General features: G+C 69.7%; 14 protein-coding genes. 10 read left to right on the top strand and 4 right to left on the bottom strand.

The features are described from left to right. Positions 1–124: 124 nt before the first annotated feature. From OHA64_RS38535 to pssA, 8 genes are all read left to right on the top strand, one after another. A complete protein-coding gene (locus tag OHA64_RS38535; RefSeq protein WP_405621328.1) occupies positions 125–934 on the top strand; it encodes a TetR family transcriptional regulator in 810 nt (269 codons plus the stop codon). A gap of 431 nt (positions 935–1,365) precedes the next feature. Further along, on the top strand, positions 1,366–2,709 hold the full coding sequence (gene ccrA, locus OHA64_RS38530; RefSeq protein ID WP_405621326.1) for a crotonyl-CoA carboxylase/reductase: 1,344 nt from the start codon (positions 1,366–1,368) through the stop codon (positions 2,707–2,709). A gap of 19 nt (positions 2,710–2,728) precedes the next feature. Beyond that, a complete protein-coding gene (locus OHA64_RS38525) occupies positions 2,729–4,756 on the top strand; it encodes a protein meaA (protein ID WP_405621324.1) in 2,028 nt (675 codons plus the stop codon). Continuing rightward, positions 4,753–5,712, top strand: coding sequence for an HpcH/HpaI aldolase/citrate lyase family protein (locus tag OHA64_RS38520; protein WP_405621322.1), 960 nt, complete (start codon positions 4,753–4,755; stop codon positions 5,710–5,712). The genes OHA64_RS38525 and OHA64_RS38520 overlap by 4 nt, the downstream gene beginning before the upstream one ends. A gap of 16 nt (positions 5,713–5,728) precedes the next feature. Further along, positions 5,729–6,298, top strand: a complete 570-nt coding sequence (locus tag OHA64_RS38515; RefSeq protein ID WP_405621320.1) for a MaoC family dehydratase — start codon at positions 5,729–5,731, stop codon at positions 6,296–6,298. Positions 6,299–6,300: 2 nt separating this feature from the next. Next, entirely contained in the window at positions 6,301–7,506 is a 1,206-nt protein-coding gene (locus OHA64_RS38510; protein WP_405621318.1) for an acyl-CoA dehydrogenase family protein, read from the top strand. 170 nt (positions 7,507–7,676) lie between these two features. Continuing rightward, positions 7,677–8,333, top strand: a complete 657-nt coding sequence (locus OHA64_RS38505) for a phosphatidylserine decarboxylase (RefSeq protein ID WP_405621316.1) — start codon at positions 7,677–7,679, stop codon at positions 8,331–8,333. A 22-nt stretch (positions 8,334–8,355) separates the two neighbouring features. Next, the gene (pssA, locus tag OHA64_RS38500) at positions 8,356–9,168 is read left to right on the top strand and encodes a CDP-diacylglycerol--serine O-phosphatidyltransferase (protein WP_405624288.1); all 813 of its coding nucleotides are present in this window, start codon (positions 8,356–8,358) and stop codon (positions 9,166–9,168) included. Between the two features lie 60 nt (positions 9,169–9,228). Here pssA and OHA64_RS38495 read toward each other — a convergent pair whose 3' ends face one another. Beyond that, complete coding sequence (locus OHA64_RS38495; protein ID WP_405621314.1) at positions 9,229–10,389, bottom strand: glycerate kinase; 1,161 nt, start codon at positions 10,387–10,389, stop codon at positions 9,229–9,231. A 201-nt stretch (positions 10,390–10,590) separates the two neighbouring features. Between OHA64_RS38495 and OHA64_RS38490 the strand changes: the two genes are divergently transcribed. Further along, complete coding sequence (locus OHA64_RS38490) at positions 10,591–11,664, top strand: ADP-ribosylglycohydrolase family protein (protein WP_405621312.1); 1,074 nt, start codon at positions 10,591–10,593, stop codon at positions 11,662–11,664. 63 nt (positions 11,665–11,727) lie between these two features. Further along, a complete protein-coding gene (locus tag OHA64_RS38485; RefSeq protein ID WP_405621310.1) occupies positions 11,728–12,222 on the top strand; it encodes an NUDIX domain-containing protein in 495 nt (164 codons plus the stop codon). A 62-nt stretch (positions 12,223–12,284) separates the two neighbouring features. Here the strand turns inward: OHA64_RS38485 and OHA64_RS38480 are convergent, their stop codons facing one another. The 3 genes from OHA64_RS38480 to OHA64_RS38470 all read right to left on the bottom strand — a co-directional run bounded on the left by OHA64_RS38480 (position 12,285) and on the right by OHA64_RS38470 (position 18,338). Further along, positions 12,285–12,776: a methylated-DNA--[protein]-cysteine S-methyltransferase gene (locus tag OHA64_RS38480; protein WP_405621308.1), complete on the bottom strand. Its 492-nt coding sequence runs from the start codon at positions 12,774–12,776 to the stop codon at positions 12,285–12,287. Beyond that, positions 12,773–14,269: an AlkA N-terminal domain-containing protein gene (locus OHA64_RS38475; protein WP_405621306.1), complete on the bottom strand. Its 1,497-nt coding sequence runs from the start codon at positions 14,267–14,269 to the stop codon at positions 12,773–12,775. The genes OHA64_RS38480 and OHA64_RS38475 overlap by 4 nt, the downstream gene beginning before the upstream one ends. A 172-nt stretch (positions 14,270–14,441) precedes the next feature. Beyond that, complete coding sequence (locus OHA64_RS38470; protein ID WP_405621304.1) at positions 14,442–18,338, bottom strand: glycoside hydrolase family 2 TIM barrel-domain containing protein; 3,897 nt, start codon at positions 18,336–18,338, stop codon at positions 14,442–14,444. Between the last annotated feature and the right edge of the window lie 64 nt (positions 18,339–18,402).

Genomic DNA, 18,402 nt, shown 5'->3' with positions numbered 1-18,402 from the left:
GGGCGGGCTGCTGGACCCCGGCAGCCCTGCCCCGCCCGCGTGGCCCGGCACTCCCCCGCCCGCCCGGGGCGGGGGGACCCCCGGACAGGCGCAGCAGGCTGCGCACATGCAGTACGTTCGGGTCATGTCCCAGCCCGCCAAGTCCGCACGTACCCCAGCCACGCCCGACGCACCGGAGAGCGCCGCCGGCAGCCGCGCCGCCGCCCAGCGGCTCAAGATGCGCCGAGAGCTGGCGGCCGCAGCGATGGAGTTGTTCGCGACCAAGGGGTACGAGGCGACCACCGTCGACGAGATCGCGGCCGCGGCCGGGGTGGCCCGCCGCACGTTCTTCCGTCACTTCCGCTCCAAGGAAGAGGCGATCTTCCCGGACCACGACGACACGTTGATCCGGGCCGAGGCCGTCCTCAACGCCGCCCCCGCGCACGAGCACCCGCTCGACACGGTGTGCCGCGGCATCAAGGAGGTCATGCGGATGTACGCGGCCCGGCCGGAGATCTCGGTCGCCCGGTACACACTCACGCGCGAGGTGCCCACCCTGCGCGAGGCGGAGATCGCGTCGGTGGCCCGCTACGAGCGGCTCTTCACCCGTTACCTCCTCGGCCACTTCGACGAGCACGCGCACGACGACGACGCCAACGACGACCCGCTCCTGGCGGAGGTCGCCGCGTCCGCCGTGGTCACCGCCCACAACCATGTGCTGCGGCGCTGGCTGCGGGCCGGCGGACAGGGGGACGTCGAGGCACAGCTGGACCACGCCTTCGCGATCGTACGGAAGACGTTCGGGTCCGGCATCGGGGCCGGGCGCAGCACGCCCGCCAAGCCCACCGCGGCGACGGTCTCCACCCACGGCGAGGTGCTGGTGACGGTCGCCCGCACGGACGCCCCGCTCGACCAGGTGATGCGGACCATCGAGGAGGCACTCAGGGACCGCTGAGTCCCGCTGCACCGCCGAGAGACGCTGTACCGCTGTGATCACGGCCACCCTCCGGGGTGGCCGTTTTGCCATGTCAGGGGCGCTTTTCAGGCACCTTTCACGGGCCGTTCGATCGATCATCGCTCATTTGTTACGTAAAGATTTCATGTGAGAGTAAGTTCTGGCACTCAGTGCCTTGCGAGGTGACACGCGGTGTCATACCTTGAAGTTGTCCGGGCGGCCGGCGTGCAGAGACCATTCGTACGTCGGCTGTCCCAGCAAACCTTGGTCTGCCCGCCCGGACGCCTGCGTCACAGGCAACCTCCCGCGCCACAACGCGCTGCCGAACTGCACCATCCGCCGAACCGACGGCACCTCTCAACCAACCCTCAGCAGCACCGACGTAACCCTCAGCGTCTTCCCTCAGGACGCCATTCGCCGGAGGCAACACCGTGACCGTTAAGGACATCCTGGACGCGATCCAGTCGCCGGACTCGACGCCGGACGACTTCGCCGCTCTGCCGCTCCCCGAGTCGTACCGCGCGATCACCGTGCACAAGGACGAGACGGAGATGTTCGCGGGCATGCAGACCCGCGAGAAGGACCCGCGCAAGTCGCTGCACCTGGACGAGGTGCCGCTGCCCGAGCTGGGCCCGGGTGAGGCCCTGGTGGCCGTGATGGCCTCCTCGGTCAACTACAACTCCGTGTGGACCTCGATCTTCGAGCCGCTGTCGACCTTCGGGTTCCTGGAGCGCTACGGCAAGGTCTCCGAGCTCACCAAGCGCCACGACCTGCCGTACCACATCATCGGCTCCGACCTCGCGGGCGTCGTCCTGCGCACCGGCCCCGGCGTCAACGCCTGGCAGCCCGGTGACGAGGTCGTCGCGCACTGTCTCTCCGTCGAGCTGGAATCCAGCGACGGCCACAACGACACCATGCTCGACCCCGAGCAGCGCATCTGGGGCTTCGAGACCAACTTCGGCGGCCTCGCCGAGGTCGCGCTCGTCAAGTCCAACCAGCTGATGCCCAAGCCCGACCACCTGTCGTGGGAGGAGGCCGCCGCCCCGGGCCTGGTCAACTCCACCGCCTACCGGCAGCTGGTCTCCCGCAACGGCGCCGGCATGAAGCAGGGCGACAACGTCCTCATCTGGGGCGCCAGCGGCGGACTCGGCTCCTACGCCACCCAGTTCGCGCTGGCCGGCGGCGCCAACCCGATCTGTGTCGTCTCCAGCGAGCAGAAGGCCGACATCTGCCGCAGGATGGGCGCCGAGGCGATCATCGACCGCAACGCCGAGGACTACAGGTTCTGGAAGGACGAGCACACCCAGGACCCGAAGGAGTGGAAGCGCTTCGGGAAGCGCATCCGCGAATTCACCGGCGGCGAGGACATCGACATCGTCTTCGAGCACCCCGGCCGCGAGACCTTCGGCGCCTCCGTCTACGTCACCCGCAAGGGCGGCACCATCACCACCTGCGCCTCGACCTCGGGGTACATGCACGAGTACGACAACCGCTACCTGTGGATGTCCCTGAAGCGGATCATCGGCTCGCACTTCGCCAACTACCGCGAGGCCTGGGAGGCCAACCGGCTGATCGCGAAGGGCAAGATCCATCCCACCCTGTCGAAGGTGTACTCCCTGGAGGACACCGGCCAGGCCGCCTACGACGTGCACCGCAACCTCCACCAGGGCAAGGTCGGCGTCCTGTGCCTGGCGCCCGAGGAGGGCCTGGGCGTGCGCGACGCGGAGAAGCGTGCCCAGCACGTCGACGCCATCAACCGCTTCCGGAACATCTGAGGAAAGCGGAGGTTCACAGATGACTGAGCGCCAGAAGGACCGGCCGTGGCTCATGCGGACCTATGCCGGTCACTCCACGGCCGAGGCGTCCAACGAGCTGTACCGGCGCAATCTCGCCAAGGGCCAGACCGGCCTGTCGGTCGCGTTCGACCTGCCGACGCAGACCGGTTACGACTCCGACCACATCCTCGCCCGCGGGGAGGTGGGCCGGGTCGGCGTGCCGATCGCGCACGTCGGTGACATGCGCCGGCTGTTCCAGGACATCCCCCTGGAGCAGATGAACACCTCGATGACGATCAACGCCACCGCCATGTGGCTGCTGGCGCTCTACCAGGTCGTCGCCGAGGAGCACGGCGCGGACGTCACCAAGCTCCAGGGCACGACCCAGAACGACATCGTCAAGGAGTACCTGTCCCGGGGCACGCACGTGTTCCCGCCGGGGCCCTCGCTCCGGCTGACGACGGACATGATCGCGTACACGGTCTCCCACCTCCCGAAGTGGAACCCGATCAACATCTGCAGCTACCACCTGCAGGAGGCGGGCGCCACTCCGGTCCAGGAGATCGCGTACGCGATGTCCACGGCGATCGCGGTGCTCGACGCCGTCCGGGACGGCGGCCAGGTGCCGCAGGAGCGCATGGGCGACGTGGTCGGCCGTATCTCCTTCTTCGTGAACGCGGGAGTCCGCTTCGTCGAGGAGATGTGCAAGATGCGCGCCTTCGGCCGCATCTGGGACAAGATCACCCGTGAGCGGTACGGCATCGAGGACCCCAAGCACCGGCGCTTCCGTTACGGCGTCCAGGTCAACTCGCTCGGCCTGACCGAGGCGCAGCCGGAGAACAACGTCCAGCGGATCGTGCTGGAGATGCTCGCGGTGACCCTGTCGAAGGACGCCCGCGCGCGTGCCGTCCAGCTCCCCGCCTGGAACGAGGCGCTGGGTCTGCCCCGGCCCTGGGACCAGCAGTGGTCGCTGCGCATCCAGCAGGTACTCGCCCACGAAAGCGATCTGCTGGAGTACGACGACATCTTCGAGGGCTCGAAGGTCATCGAGGCCAAGGTGGGCGAGCTGGTCGAGGAGTCGCTCACGGAGATCGAGCGGATCCAGGAGATGGGCGGCGCGATGGCCGCCGTGGAGTCCGGCTACCTCAAGTCGCAGCTGGTCTCCTCGCACGCCGAGCGCCGGGGCCGTATCGAGTCGGGCCAGGAGAAGATCATCGGTGTCAACATCTTCGAGACGACCGAACCCAATCCGCTGACCGCCGACCTCGACACGGCCATCCAGACGGTCGATCCGGCCGTCGAGGCCCGGGTCATCGCCTCGCTCCAGAACTGGCGCGACACCCGCTATCAGCCGCCCTTCAACCACCCGCGCCCCTGCAAGGCGCTGGAGAAGCTGAAGGAGGCCGCCAAGGGCACCGACAACCTCATGGAGGCCACCCTGGAGTGCGCCCGCGCGGGCGTCACGACCGGTGAGTGGACCGGGGCGCTGCGGGAGGTGTTCGGCGAGTTCCGGGCACCGACCGGTGTCTCGTCGGCGCCGGTCGCGGTTCCCGCCGAAGAGGGCTCGGCCCTGTCCGAGGTGCGCCGAAAGGTGGACGTGACGGCCAAGGACCTGGGCGTCGGCAAGCTGCGCTTCCTGGTCGGCAAGCCCGGCCTGGACGGGCACTCCAACGGGGCCGAGCAGATCGCCGTGCGGGCCCGCGACGCCGGCTTCGAGGTGGTCTACCAGGGCATCCGCCTCACGCCGGAGCAGATCGTGGACGCGGCCCTCGCCGAGGACGTGCACGCGGTGGGCCTGTCGATCCTCTCCGGCTCGCACGCCCAGCTGGTCCCGGACGTGCTCGAACGGCTGCGTGTGGCCGGTGCCACAGACATTCCGGTGATCGCCGGTGGCATCATCCCGAATGGTGACGCCGAACAACTGCGGGCAGCCGGAGTGGCCGCGGTGTTCACCCCGAAGGACTTCGACATCACCGGAATCATCGGCCGCATCGTCGACGAGATCCGGAAAGCGAACAAGCTCGACCCCCTGGAGGTCCCCGCATGACAGTCAACCGTCTTCGTCCACGGCGCTCCTGCCTCGCCGTGCCGGGCAGCAACCCCCGCTTCCTGGAGAAGGCACAGGGCCTCCCCGCCGACCAGGTCTTCCTGGACCTGGAGGACGCGTGCGCGCCGCTCGCCAAGCCCGAGGCGCGGCACACCATCGTCAAGTTCCTCAACGAGGGCGACTGGACGGGCAAGACGCGGGTCGTACGCGTCAACGACTGGACGACCGAGTGGACGTACCGGGATGTCGTCACGGTCGTCGAGGGAGCCGGCCCCAACCTCGACTGCATCATGCTGCCGAAGGTGCAGGACGCCCAGCAGGTCGTGGCCCTCGACCTCCTGCTGACCCAGATCGAGAAGACCATGGGCTTCGAGGTCGGGAAGATCGGCATCGAGGCGCAGATCGAGAACGCGCAGGGCCTCAACAACGTCAACGAGATCGCGCAGGCGTCGCCGCGCGTCGAGACGATCATCTTCGGTCCGGCCGACTTCATGGCATCGATCAACATGAAGTCCCTCGTCGTGGGCGAGCAGCCGCCCGGCTACCCGGCGGACGCCTACCACTACATCCTGATGAAGATCCTGATGGCCGCCCGCGCCAACAACCTCCAGGCGATCGACGGCCCCTACCTGCAGATCCGCAACATCGACGGCTACCGCGAGGTCGCGGGCCGCGCCGCCGCGCTCGGCTTCGACGGCAAGTGGGTGCTGCACCCGGGCCAGGTCGAGGCGTCCAACGAGATCTTCTCGCCCTCGCAGGAGGACTACGACCACGCCGAGCTGATCCTGGACGCGTACGACTACTACACCTCCGAGGCGGGCGGCAAGAAGGGCTCGGCGATGCTCGGCGACGAGATGATCGACGAGGCCAGCCGCAAGATGGCCCTGGTCATCTCCGGCAAGGGACGCGCCGCCGGAATGCAGCGCACCAGCAAGTTCGAGATCCCCACCGACTAGAAAGGCGCTGAGCGCGATGCAGTTCGGGCGCACCTACGAGGAGTTCGAGGTCGGGGCGACGTACAAGCACTGGCCGGGAAAGACGGTCACGGAGTACGACGACCACCTCTTCTGTCTCCTCACCATGAACCACCACCCGCTCCACATGGACACCAACTACGCGGAGAAGACGACGGACTTCGGCAAGAACGTCGTCGTCGGGAACTACATCTACTCGCTGCTGCTCGGCATGTCCGTGCCGGACGTCTCCGGCAAGGCGATCGCCAACCTGGAGATCGAGTCGCTCAAGCACGTGGCGCCCACCTTCCACGGCGACACGATCTACGGCCAGACGACCGTGCTCGACAAGTGGCCGTCGAAGTCGAAGAACGACCGCGGCATCGTCCATGTCGAGACCAAGGGCTACAAGCAGGACGGCACGCTGGTCTGCGTGTTCCGCCGCAAGGTGATGGTGCCGACCGAGACCTACATCAAGGAGCGCGGCGGCGAGCAGCCCGGCCGCCCGCCCGTCTCCCACCACCACCCTCAAACGACGCCCCTGCGGGGCGACACCCCCGGTTCTGAGCTCAGCGAGCAGGAGAAGTAGCCATGGCGCGACTCGCCCAGACCGCCGGTCTGACCGACATCCAGCAGGAGATCCTGTCCACCGTCCGCGGCTTCGTGGACAAGGAGATCATCCCGGTCGCGACCGAGCTGGAGCACCGCGACGAGTACCCGCAGCAGATCGTGGACGGGCTCAAGGAGTTGGGCCTGTTCGGGCTGATGATCCCCGAGGAGTACGGCGGTCTCGGCGAGTCGCTCCTGACGTACGCGCTGTGCGTGGAGGAGATCGCCCGCGGCTGGATGTCGGTGTCCGGCATCATCAACACCCACTTCATCGTGGCGTACATGCTCAAGCAGCACGGAACGCAGGAGCAGAAGGAGCACTTCCTGCCGAGGATGGCGGCCGGTGACATCCGCGGCGCCTTCTCGATGTCGGAGCCGGCCCTGGGTTCGGACGTCTCGGCGATCACGTCCAAGGCGGTCAAGGACGGCGACGAGTACGTCCTGAACGGTCAGAAGATGTGGCTCACCAACGGCGGTACGTCGAATCTGGTCGCCGTTCTCGTCCGAAGTGACGAAGGACACCCGGAGGGGACCGCGCCCCACAAGTCGATGACGACCTTCCTGGTCGAGAAGGAGCCCGGCTTCGGAGAGGTCCGCCCCGGCCTCACCATCCCCGGGAAGATCGACAAGATGGGCTACAAGGGTGTCGACACCACCGAGCTCATCATGGACGGCCTGCGCATTCCGGCCGATCGGGTGCTCGGCGGCACCACCGGCCGAGGTTTTTACCAAATGATGGACGGCGTGGAGGTCGGCCGCGTCAACGTGGCGGCACGTGGCTGCGGCGTCGCCCAGCGTGCCTTCGAGCTGGGTGTCTCGTACGCCCAGCAGCGACACACCTTCGGCAAGGCGATCGCCCAGCACCAGGCCATCCAGTTCAAACTGGCCGAGATGGCTACCAAGGTCGAGGCAGCCCATGCGATGATGGTGAACGCGGCTCGCAAAAAGGACTCCGGCGAACGTAACGACCTTGAGGCAGGGATGGCGAAGTACCTCGCCTCCGAGTACTGCAAGGAGGTCGTCGAGGACGCATTCCGGATCCACGGCGGCTACGGCTTCTCCAAGGAGTACGAGATCGAGCGCCTCTACCGTGAGGCTCCGATGCTGCTGATCGGTGAAGGTACCGCCGAGATCCAAAAAATGATCATCGGTCGCAGGCTGCTCGAAGAGTATCGGCTGCAGGGCTAGATATCCTGGTTGGGGGTGTTTTCTTCGAGAAGAAGATCACACCCCGTGAACGCTGTTCAGCCGCCGACTCAGCTTCCTGGCTTGCCCAGTTGTGGCCCGCGACCGGTACCATCCCGGGAAAGCCGCCGTCCCCCGTTGCAGTGCGGCATCATCCGCTACGAAGGTCATCCATGCCCCACAGCCAAACCTCTGCACCTCGCGACAGCCTGGCAGGCGTACGCCTGGCGCGCGGAGCCTCGCCGTGGCTTCTCCCGACCGTCGCCACCGCAGCCCTCAGCCTGGCCAGGTCCCGCCGCTCCGGCGCGGCCAAGGCCGTGGCCGTGCCCGCCACCGCGCTCGCGGCGGGCATGCTGTGGTTCTTCCGCGACCCCGAGCGCGAGATCACCCAGGGCCGGGTCATCTCGCCCGCCGACGGTGTGGTGCAGAGCATCATGCCGTGGAAGGACGGCCGCACCCGCGTCGCGATCTTCATGAGCCCGCTCAACGTCCACGTCAACCGGGCGCCGCTCTCCGGCACGGTGACGTCGGTCGAGCACATCCCGGGTGGGTTCGTTCCGGCGTTCAACAAGGAGAGCGAGAACAACGAGCGCGTCGTCTGGCACTTCGACACCGAACTCGGTGACATCGAGATGATCCAGATCGCCGGCGCGGTGGCCCGTCGTATCGTTCCGTACGTGCCTCAGGGCACCAAGGTCGAGCAGGGCGACCGGGTCGGGCTGATCCGCTTCGGCTCTCGTGTCGACATCTACCTGCCCGAGGGCGTGGAGGTCGCGGTAGAGGTGGGCCAGAAGACCGTGGCTGGGGTGACTCGCATTGACCGTGGTTGATCCCGAGACCCAAGCGGGCTGGGTGCCCGAGGCCGACGAGGTGGACGACGAAGAGGAGATGCCCCTCTCTCTCCGCCTCTCAATAGCGGACACCCTCACCCTCGGCAACGCCACGTGCGGCTTCATGGCGGTGTACTTCACCACCACCGGCATCCTGATCCCGCACCTCACGGGTGACGATTCGGGCATGGCCCGCAACAGCGCTGCCACGGCCGTCATACTGATGCTGTGCGCGGCTGTCTTCGACCTGTTCGACGGTCTCGTCGCCCGCAAGCTGCGGTCGTCGCCGATGGGCGCGGAGCTGGACAATCTCTCCGATCTGATCAGTTTCGGTCTGGCGCCCGCGTACTTCGTGCTCGTGTACGGCATGGTCGCGAGGGACGCGCATGAGCGGGTCGCGGCGGTGGGCGCGGTCGTTGTGCTGTTGGCGGTGGTGCTGCGGCTTGCCCGCTTCTCGTGCGTCACCGTGAAGGACGGCACGTTCCAGGGCATGCCGTCGCCGTTCGGGGCGCTGACGGTGGTCTCGATCGTGCTGCTGGAGCTGCCCTTCGTGGCGACGCTCCTCGCGATCCTGGGGACCGCGTGGCTGATGGTGAGCCGGGTGGAGTACCCGAAGCCGCGGGGTCGCCTCGCGGTGGCGATGCTCTCGTGGATCGTGCTGTCCATGGGGCTGCTGGCGGCCTGGGCGTTCGACGCGCCGGGCGGACAGCTGCTGCTGCAGACGGGCTGTGCGCTGCAGCTGGTCATGGGGGCGGTCATCCCGCTGTTCGCCACGGCTCGCCGGGTGAACAACTTCCGTGGCAACCGACGTGAGGCGCGGGCGGCCCAGTCGTAGACGCTCACGCTCGCGAAGGGCCCCGGACCATTCGGTTCGGGGCCCTTCGCAGGTGCGGGGTCAGGTCAGGAAGTCGCGGGCGATCTGTTCCGCGACCCGTTGCAGGATCGGCCCCGCGTCCGCGATGCACTTCGCGACGTCCGGCTCGACGTCGGTCAACGGGTACGCCCGCCGGATACCGGCCCGGCCGAGCGCCTCCGGTTGCAGGGCGAGCCGGCCGCACACCGCGACGACCTCCTTGCCCTGCGCGCGTGCCGCCGCCGCGACGCCCGCCGGAGCCTTGCCGTGGAGCGTCTGCTCGTCCAGGGACCCCTCGCCGGTGATGACCAGCGTCGCGTACTCCAGCGCGGGCGCGAAGCCCAGGACGTCGAGCATGATCTCGATACCGGGGCGGAAGCGGGCGCCGAGGAGCAGTGCGCCGTAGCCGATGCCGCCCGCCGCGCCGGCGCCCGGCGAGCCCGCATACTCGGCGGCCTTCGCGCCGACCGCGCGCTCCAGTACCTTCGCGTAGTGCGCGAGCGCCTCGTCCAGCGCCTTCACGTCGTCCGGCGAGGCGCCCTTCTGCGGGCCGTAGACGGCCGGCGCGCCCTTCGGACCGGTCAGCGGGTTGTCGACGTCGCTCGCGAGCACGAACTCCACGGCCGCGAGCCGTGGGTCCAGGTCGGACAGATCGGCCGAGGCCAGGTCGGCGAGACCGCCGCCGCCCGGCGCCACCGGCTCCCCGTCCGCGTCCACGAACCGCGCGCCGAGCGCGGACAGCATGCCGGCGCCGCCGTCCGTGGTGGCACTGCCGCCGACCCCGAAGACGATCGTCCGCGCGCCCGCGTCCAGCGCGGCCCGCAGCAGTTCGCCGGAGCCGTACGTGGACGCCGTCAGCGGTGCGAAGACGCCCGCGGGCAGCCGCTGCAGCCCGCTCGCCTCCGCCATCTCCACGACGGCCGTGTCCCCGCGCAGCGCGAAAGCGGCCGTCACCTCCTGGCCCAGCGGCCCCGCGACCCGGACCTCGCGTCGATCGAACCCGGCGGCGACCGCCGCGTCCACCGTTCCGTCGCCGCCGTCGGCGACGGGCAGCGCCTCCACCGCGAGGTCCGGCAGGACCCCGCGCAGTCCGGCCGTGATCCGCTCGGCGACCTGTACGGCCGTCAGCGAGCCCTTGAACTTGTCCGCGGCGATGAGTACCCGCGCTGTCGCCCGGGCCTTGTTCCCTGCAGCGTCCGCCACCTTGTCTTCCCCTTGCTCTTCAGGCCCCACGCACGTCAAGGCCAGTCGCGCCGCTGCGACCTTAACCGCAGGACGACCCCGGCGTCATGCACCGACCGGCCCCTGAAACAGGCCTGGGGGCGCGCTGTGCCGGCCGGGTGGCACGCAGTGCGCGGCACCGGAACCGCGCGCGGGCGCCCCGGAATCGGGTAGACGGTAGATATGACCCCTGTGGGCATTGAGCCGCAGCTCCCCGACCGCGTCCTCGGGGGCTGGCTCGGCCGGATCGCGGGCAACATGCTCGGCAAGCCGGTCGAGCAGGGCGACCTGTGGACGCGGGACCGGATCGACCACTATCTGCGACAGGCCGCGGCCCTGCCGCTCACCGACTACCTGCCCGAGCCCGTCGGCGAGAGCGACGGCTTCGAGCTGCGTCCGGAGTGGCGCGAGTGCGTCCGCGGCCGTATCCACGGCAGCTGCCGTGACGACGACATCGACTACGCCATCCTCGGCCTGGACCTGCTGGAGACCCACGGCTTCGGCTTCAGCACCGAGCAGGTCGGCGACCTGTGGCTGCTGCGGCTGCCGTACCGGCAGACCTTCACCGCCGAAAGGGCGGCGTACCGCAACCTCGCCAACGGGCTGAAACCGCCGCTGACGGCGACGTACGACAATCCGTACCAGGAGTGGATCGGGGCCCTCATCCGGGCCGACATCTACGGCTGGACCTGCCCGGGCGCGCCGCGCCGAGCCGCCTCGCTCGCCCGCCGGGACGCGGTGCTGTCCCACACCGGCAACGGTGTGTACGGCGCCATGTGGGCGGCGGCGCTGATCGCGGCGGCGTTCACGTCCGGCACGGTGCGCCACGCCGTCGATCAGGCACTCGCCGTGGTCCCGGCGAGCAGCCGCCTGGCCCGTACCGTGCGCCGTGTCCTCTCGCTCCACGCCACCCGGATGACCTGGGAGGACACGCTCAGCACGGCCGCCGAGGAGACCGCCGGGCTCGGCTGGATCCACACCGTCCCGAACGCCGCCGTCCTGACCGCAGGACTCCTGTACGGCGACGGCGATTTCACCCGCACCATCACGCTCACCGTGCGCGGCGGCCTGGACACCGACTCCAACGGCGCGACCGCGGGCTCGGTGGCCGGGGTGCTGGCCGGGGCTCAGGCCATCCCGGAGCAGTGGAAGGATCCGCTGGAGGACACGGTACGCAGCGCGGTGTTCGGCTTCGACGGGGTACGGATCAGTGAACTGGCGCGGCGGACGGTGCAGTTGGCGGAGACGGAGCCATGACGGGCGCCGAGGACGGGGCCGCGGCTGACCGGAGCGGCCGGGGAAGCTGGATACCCTTCCTCAATGACCACCACTCAAGACTTCGCCGCCTACATCGCGGGACTCCCCCGGGTGCTCGCCGGGGCCGCCGCCCTCTTCCGCGACGCGGAGGGGCGGGTGCTGCTCGTCGAGCCCAACTACCGTGAGGGGTGGGCGCTGCCGGGCGGCACGATCGAGTCCGACGACGGCGAGACCCCGCGCCAGGGGGCGCGCCGGGAGACCGTGGAGGAGATCGGCCTGGACCGCGAGCTCGGGCGGCTGCTCGCGGTGGACTGGGTGCACGGGGCGGGCCGGCCACCGCTGGTGGCGTACCTGTACGACGGCGGAGTGCTCGACGAGGACGAGTTCAAGGCGATCCGGCTCCAGGAGGAGGAACTGCTGTCCTGGCGGCTCGTCCCGCGCGAGGAGCTCGCCGAGTACCTGCCGGGCTCCCTGGGCCGCCGTGTCGTGACCGCGCTGGACGTCCTGACGGAGGGCTCGGGGACGGCGGAGCTGGAGAACGGACACCGGGTGAGCTGACCGGGACAGCCGCACGACGGGCGGGCCTCGGCCCACGGCCGGGCCCGCCCGCCCCACCCGGTCTAGAACAGCGCCGCCCCGCTCTCGAAGTCCAGCAGGCGCTGCTTGCGGTCCAGGCCGCCGCCGTATCCGGTGAGACCGCCGTTCGCGCCGACGACGCGGTGGCAGGGCACGATGATGCCGACCGGGTTCCTGCCGTTGGCGAGCCCCACCGCTCGGGAGGCCGTGGGGTTGCCGAGGGCGTCGGCCAGTTCACCGTACGTGCGGGTCTCGCCGTACGGGATCTTCCTGAGGTGGTTCCAGACGCTGCGTTGGAACGGGGTGCCGTGCAGGCCGAGTTCGAGGGTGAACTCCTTCAACTCGCCCGCGAAATAGGCCTCCAGTTCTTCCTCGGCCGCCGCGAAGGGGGTCTGGGCGCGGGTGCCGAAGGTCTCCTCGGCGGGGCGGTGGCGCTGGTCGGTCATGTAGAGGCCGCACAGGACACCGTCGTCGGCGACGAGTGTCAATGGGCCGTAGGGGCTGTCGATCACGGTGTGCTGCTTCGTCGTACTCATCGCGAACGTCCTTGTCCGGGAAGGAAGTTGATCGGGTGGCTGTCGGTCGCCCACAGGTACTGGACCGCGTACGCCCGCCAGGGCCGCCAGGCCGCCGCGCGGGCCGTGAGTGCCGCCGGGGTCGAGGGCAGGCCCACCTCCTGTGCGGCGCGGCGGATTCCGAGGTCGGTCGGGAGGAAGGCGTCCGGGTCGCCGAGGGCGCGCATCGCGATGACGTCGGCCGTCCAGGGGCCGAAGCCGGGGAGCGCGAGGAGTTGGGCACGGGTCCGGGTCCAGTCGCTCTCCACTCCCAGGTTGAGGGTGCCGTCGGAGAGTTGGCCCACCAGGGTGGTGAACGTGGTGCGGCGGGTGCGCGGCATCGCGAGTGACTCGGGGTCGAGGGCGGCGAGCGCCTCGGGGGACGGGAAGAGGTGGGTGAGGCCCCCCTCGGGATCGTCCACCGGTTCGCCGTACGCCGTGACCAGGCGGGCCGCGTGGGTGCGGGCCGCAGCCGTCGAGACCTGCTGGCCGAGCACCGCGCGAACGGCGAACTCCGCCTCGTCGACCGTGCGCGGGACCCGTCGGCCGGGGGCCTTGTCGACGAGCGGCGCGAGGACCGGGTCCGTGCGCAGCTGGTCGTCGACCGCGACCGGGTCGGCGTCCAGGTCGAGCATTCGGCGGCAGCGGCTGATGGCGACGGTCAGGTCCCGCAGGTCGCTGAGGGTGAGGCGGCAGGCGATGTGGTCCGGCCGTGGGGTGAGCGCCACGATGCCGTGGCCGTACGGCAGTCGCAGCGTGCGCCGGTAGGCGCCGTCCCGCCACTCCTCCACGCCCGGGACCGCGGTCGCCGCGAGGTGACCGAAGAGGTTGTCGGGGTTCAGGGGGGCGCGGAAGGGGAGCCGGAGGGCGAGTGCGCCGGGGGCGGCCGGGGCGTTCTTCCTCGGAACCCGGGCGCGCAGTTCGGTCGGGGAGAGGGCGAAGACCTCACGAACGGTGTCGTTGTAGGTGCGGATGGAGGAGAACCCGGCGGCGAAGGCGATCTGAGCCATCGGCAGCGGGGTCGTCTCGATGAGCAGGCGCGCGGTCTGGGCGCGCTGGGCGCGGGCAAGGGCGAGCGGGCCGGCGCCCAGTTCGGCGAGCAGCTGACGTTCGACCTGCCGGCTGCTGTAGCCGAGCCGGGCGGCGAGTCCGGGCACGCCCTCGCGGTCCACGACCCCGTCGGCGACCAGCCGCATCGCCCGGGCCACCAGGTCGGCGCGCTGGTTCCACTCCGGGGAGCCCGGGCTGGTGTCGGGGCGGCAGCGCTTGCAGGCCCGGAAGCCGGCCTGCTGGCAGGCCGCCGCGCTCGGGTGGAAGGTCATGTTCTCGGGCTTGGGCGGCACGACCGGGCAGCTGGGCCGGCAGTAGATGCGGGTGGTCAGGACGGCGGTGAAGAACCAGCCGTCGAACCGTGCGTCCTTCGACTGCACGGCGCGCACGCAGCGCTCGGTGTCGGTGTGCATTCCCCTCTGCATGCCTCCAGCATCGGACATACGAAGGAGGCGCGCTGGCGAGAATCCGACATGGTCCTCGGCTGTCCTGGACCCGGCCGGTTCGAGCGGTGTTCCGCACGAACAGCCGCCGGGCCCGGGAGGGCGTACGGCGCTCCGGGACACCGTCTCGTCGGTGTCCCGGACCGCCGCGTGGTCACTCCGTCGCCGTCGGCCGCCGCGAGGCCGCCGTCGCCCCGTCGACGTCCCGTGTCGGGCGCAGCCGGTAGGTGTAGGCGTAGTCACGGTTGGCGAAGAGCTTGTACTCGTCGTGGGTGTGCGCCCCCCAACTGTTGTCGCCGCCGACGCCCATCTGACGGTAATTCAGGCGGAGTACGACCTCGTCACGAGGTGTGAGCTGGTAGTCGTGGCGGGCCCCCACCGACAGGTCCTCCGGGGTCAGGTGCGAGGCGCTGACCTCGATCAGCGGCTCCCCGCTGACCAGCAGTCCGACGCCGTCCCGGCCGGTCAGGGCGGCCCAGCGGACGTCGGTCTTGTTGCCGTTCTCCTGCGGGCGCAGGTAGGAGGTCCGCTGGTCGGCGACGGTGCCGGAGTACAGGCCCACGTCGGTGCCGTTGTTGCGGTCCCACATGTTCTCCTCGGGACCGCGGCCGTAGTAGTGCAGGCGGTCCAGGCGCGACGGCAGGAACAGCAGGGTGCCGACCTCGGGTATGTACGGCAGTGAAGTAGCCCCGGGGTGCAGGGTGTTGTCCACCTTGATCTCGCCGTTGCCGAAGACGGTGTAGGTGGTGGTGTACGTCGACTCGACGGTCGTCGGGAGGGTGCCGCTGACCTTGATCTCGACGGCCTTGTCGCGCAGGGCGCGCACACCGACGTCCGTGACCTTGCGCCGAGCGCCCGCGTCGCGCCAGGTCTGGTTGCGGGTGTGCTGCCCGTTGCCCCGGTCGTTGTCGGTGGGCGCCCGCCAGAAGTTCGGCACCGGTCCCGAGGTGATCAGGCGAACGCCGCGGGCCTCGTACGACGTGATGGTTCCGCTGCTCTTGTCGACGGTGACGGAGAATCCCTCGCCCCGGACGGTGACGGCCTTGTCGCCGTCCTCGTGGCGCAGCGTCGGCACGCGTTCCAGCGGTACGGGTGTCACGGCGGGGCTGGTCGCGGTGACGGGGAGTTGCTGCTTCGCCGTCTCGAAGCCGGCCTTCGCCCACTTGGTGGGCTCCTTGGTGGTGAAGGACAGGTGCAGGAAGTACTCCGTGCCGGGCGCCGGATGCGCCGGCACCCGCACCGGGACCGTGATGTCCTTGCTGGACAGCGGCGGGACGTCCAGCTGATCGCGGCTCAGTCTGCCGCGCTGGACGACCTTGCCGTCGGCCAGGAGTCGCCAACGGCCGTCGAACTCACGGAGGTTGGTGAACAGGTACTCGTTGGTGAGGGTGACGCGTCCCGCGGTGACCGCCTCACCGGACGTGGGCGCGGCGTTGATCTCCTGGTAGATCTGCTTGACCTCGGCGGCCTTGCCGGTGTGGCCGCGGTCGGCGGTGATGATGCCGTCGCCGGCGAAGGCTCCGTCGTTGGGGTTGTCGCCCCAGTCGCCGCCGTAGGCGAGGAACGTCCTCTCGCGGGGCCGCTTCTCGGTGAGGCCGACGGTGGCGGCGTCGAACCAGAACCGCACGCCGTCGTCACCGGGGCCACGGCTGCCGGAGGCCAGCTCACTCGCGCTCAGAGCCCGCGCGTACACGTGCGCCCGCCGGATGGTGCCGCTGAACTCGCGGGTCGGGTTGTCGACGTCGGTGGCCAGGGCCAGCGGCGCGGTGTTGGTGCTCGGACGCCGGGTGGTGGTTCGGGTGGCGCGGACCGAGCCGTCGACGTGGAGGGTCAGCGTGCCGGCCTGCGCGTCGAAGACTCCGGCGATGTGGTGCTCGCGGCCGGTCCAGTCGTCCGGCAGCGCCCAACTCGCGGTCACCCACTGGCCGTCGCCGTAGATGAAGAACTCCAGGTTCCTGTCGGTCTGTTTGAGGGCGTAGTGGGTGTCGCCCTTGGCGAGGACGGGCTGGTGGTAGCCGGTGACGTGGGGGGTGACCCAGGCCTCCAGGGTCAGCGAGCCGGTGAGATCGAGGCTCGCGTCACGGGCGAAGACGGTACCGCCGAAGACGCCCTTGTCGCGGGTGAAGGTGCCGCTGGGGGCGATGACCTCGCCTCTCAGGGCGCCTGGGCCGGACTCGGTGAGCAGCTTGCGGGTCGGGGTGGGCCAGCTCAGGGCCTGGTCGACGAAGTCCCAGATCCAGCCGCCCTGGAGCACGTCGTGGCGGCGGACGAGGTCCCAGTACTTCTTGAAGTTGCCGCTGGAGTTCCCCATCGCGTGGGAGTACTCGATCATCACGTACGGCCGGGTGTCGCTCGTGTCCTTCGCCCGTGCCTCGACGCGGGAGGGGCTGTCGTACATCTCGGAGCGGATGTCGCTGATGCCCGGGCGGTCGTCGCCCTCGTACTGGATGACGCGGGTGGTGTCGTAGGAGCGGATCCAGTCGTGCATGGCGTTGAAGGTGCTGCCGCCGCCCGCCTCGTTGCCGAGCGACCAGATGACCACCGAGGCGTGGTTCTTGTCGCGGTGGACCATGCTCTGGGCGCGGGCCACGCACGCCTCGGTCCAGTCGGCGTGGTTGCCGGGGTACTCGTCGCGGATGCCGTGGGTCTCGAGGTTGGTCTCGTCGACGAGGTACAGGCCGTACTCGTCGGCGAGTTCCAGCCACAGCGGATTGTTGGGGTAGTGCGAGGTGCGGACGCTGTTGATGTTCAGCCGTTTGATGATGCCGATGTCCTCGAGGAGGTCCGCGCGGGTGAGCGCCGAGCCGTGCTCCGGATGCATCTCGTGCCGGTTGGTACCCCGGAAGGACACCGGCTTGCCGTTGATGCGCATCAGCCCGTCCTTGAGCGCGAACTCACGCAGACCGACACGGTGGGAGAGGGTCTCGATCACCTTGCCGGACGGGTCGCGCAGGCGCAGGACGGCGGTGTAGAGGTTGGGGTGCTCGGCGGACCACAGGCGCGGCGCGGGCACGGCCTTCGCGGCCTGTACGGTCGTCTCGTCGCCGGCGTCCAGTGCGACGGTCTGCTGCAACGGGCGGGACCAGACCGGGTGCCCGCCGGCGTCGTACAGCTGGGTCTCGACGGAGTACTGACCGGCACCCTTGCCGCCGTAGTCGCGCACGCTCGCGGTGACCGACAGCTCGGCCGCCTTGTAGTCGTCGCTCAGCGGGGTGTCCAGCTTGAAGTCGCGCAGGTGCACGGCGGGCGTGGAGTAGAGGTGGACCGAGCGGAAGATGCCGCTCAGCCGAATCATGTCCTGGTCCTCGAGCCAGTCGCCGTCGGAGTAGCGGTAGACCTCGACCGCGATCTGGTTGGTGCCCGGCTTGAGGTGCTTGGTGATGTCGTACTCGGCGGGGTCGTAGGAGTCCTCGTGGTAACCGACCAACTGCCCGTTGATCCATACGTAGTGGGCGGACTTGACGCCCTCGAAGTGCAGAAACGTCCGCCGCCCGTCCCAGTCGCGCGGGACGGTGAAGGTGCGCCGGTACTGGCCGACGGGGTTGTGGCGGGTGGGGGCGGCCGGTGGCTGCGCCTCCTCGCCCTGGCCGTTGGGGCCCCACCACGGGTAGGTGATGTTGACGTAGATCGGGCGGTCGTAGCCGTGCAACTGCCAGGCGGAGGGGACGGGGATGGTGTCCCAGTCCCCGTCGTCCAGGTCCGTGCGGTGGAAGTCGACGTCGCGGTCGTCGGGGCGGTCGGCGTAGGCGAACTTCCAGTTGCCGTCGAGGCTGAGACGGTAGGGCGAGCGGGTGCGGTCGGCGGCCAGCGCCTGTCTGACGTCCTGGTACGGCATGAGGGTGCTGTGCGGCGGCTCGGCGCCCAGCCGGAAGACGGCGATGTTGCCGTTCCACTCCGGGGTGCCGTCCACAGCCGCGCGTCGGCCGGCCGCGTGCGCGAGGCCGGGTGACGCGGAGAGGGCGAGCGCACCGAACACGGCGGCACCTCCCTCCAGGAGACGGCGACGGCTGACGAGCGGTCGGTCGGCGTGGGGCACGTGCGGGTGCGGCATGGCGGGGCCTTCCTCGGTGCGACGGTGGGGGTGCGCGGACTGAGGGTGCGTCAGCCAGGAAACC

This window comes from Streptomyces sp. NBC_00076 (assembly GCF_045041235.1).
GTDB lineage: Bacteria > Actinomycetota > Actinomycetes > Streptomycetales > Streptomycetaceae > Streptomyces.
The sequence above is the reverse complement of the archived record's forward strand: the minus strand, read 5'-3'. Positions and strand labels throughout refer to the sequence as shown.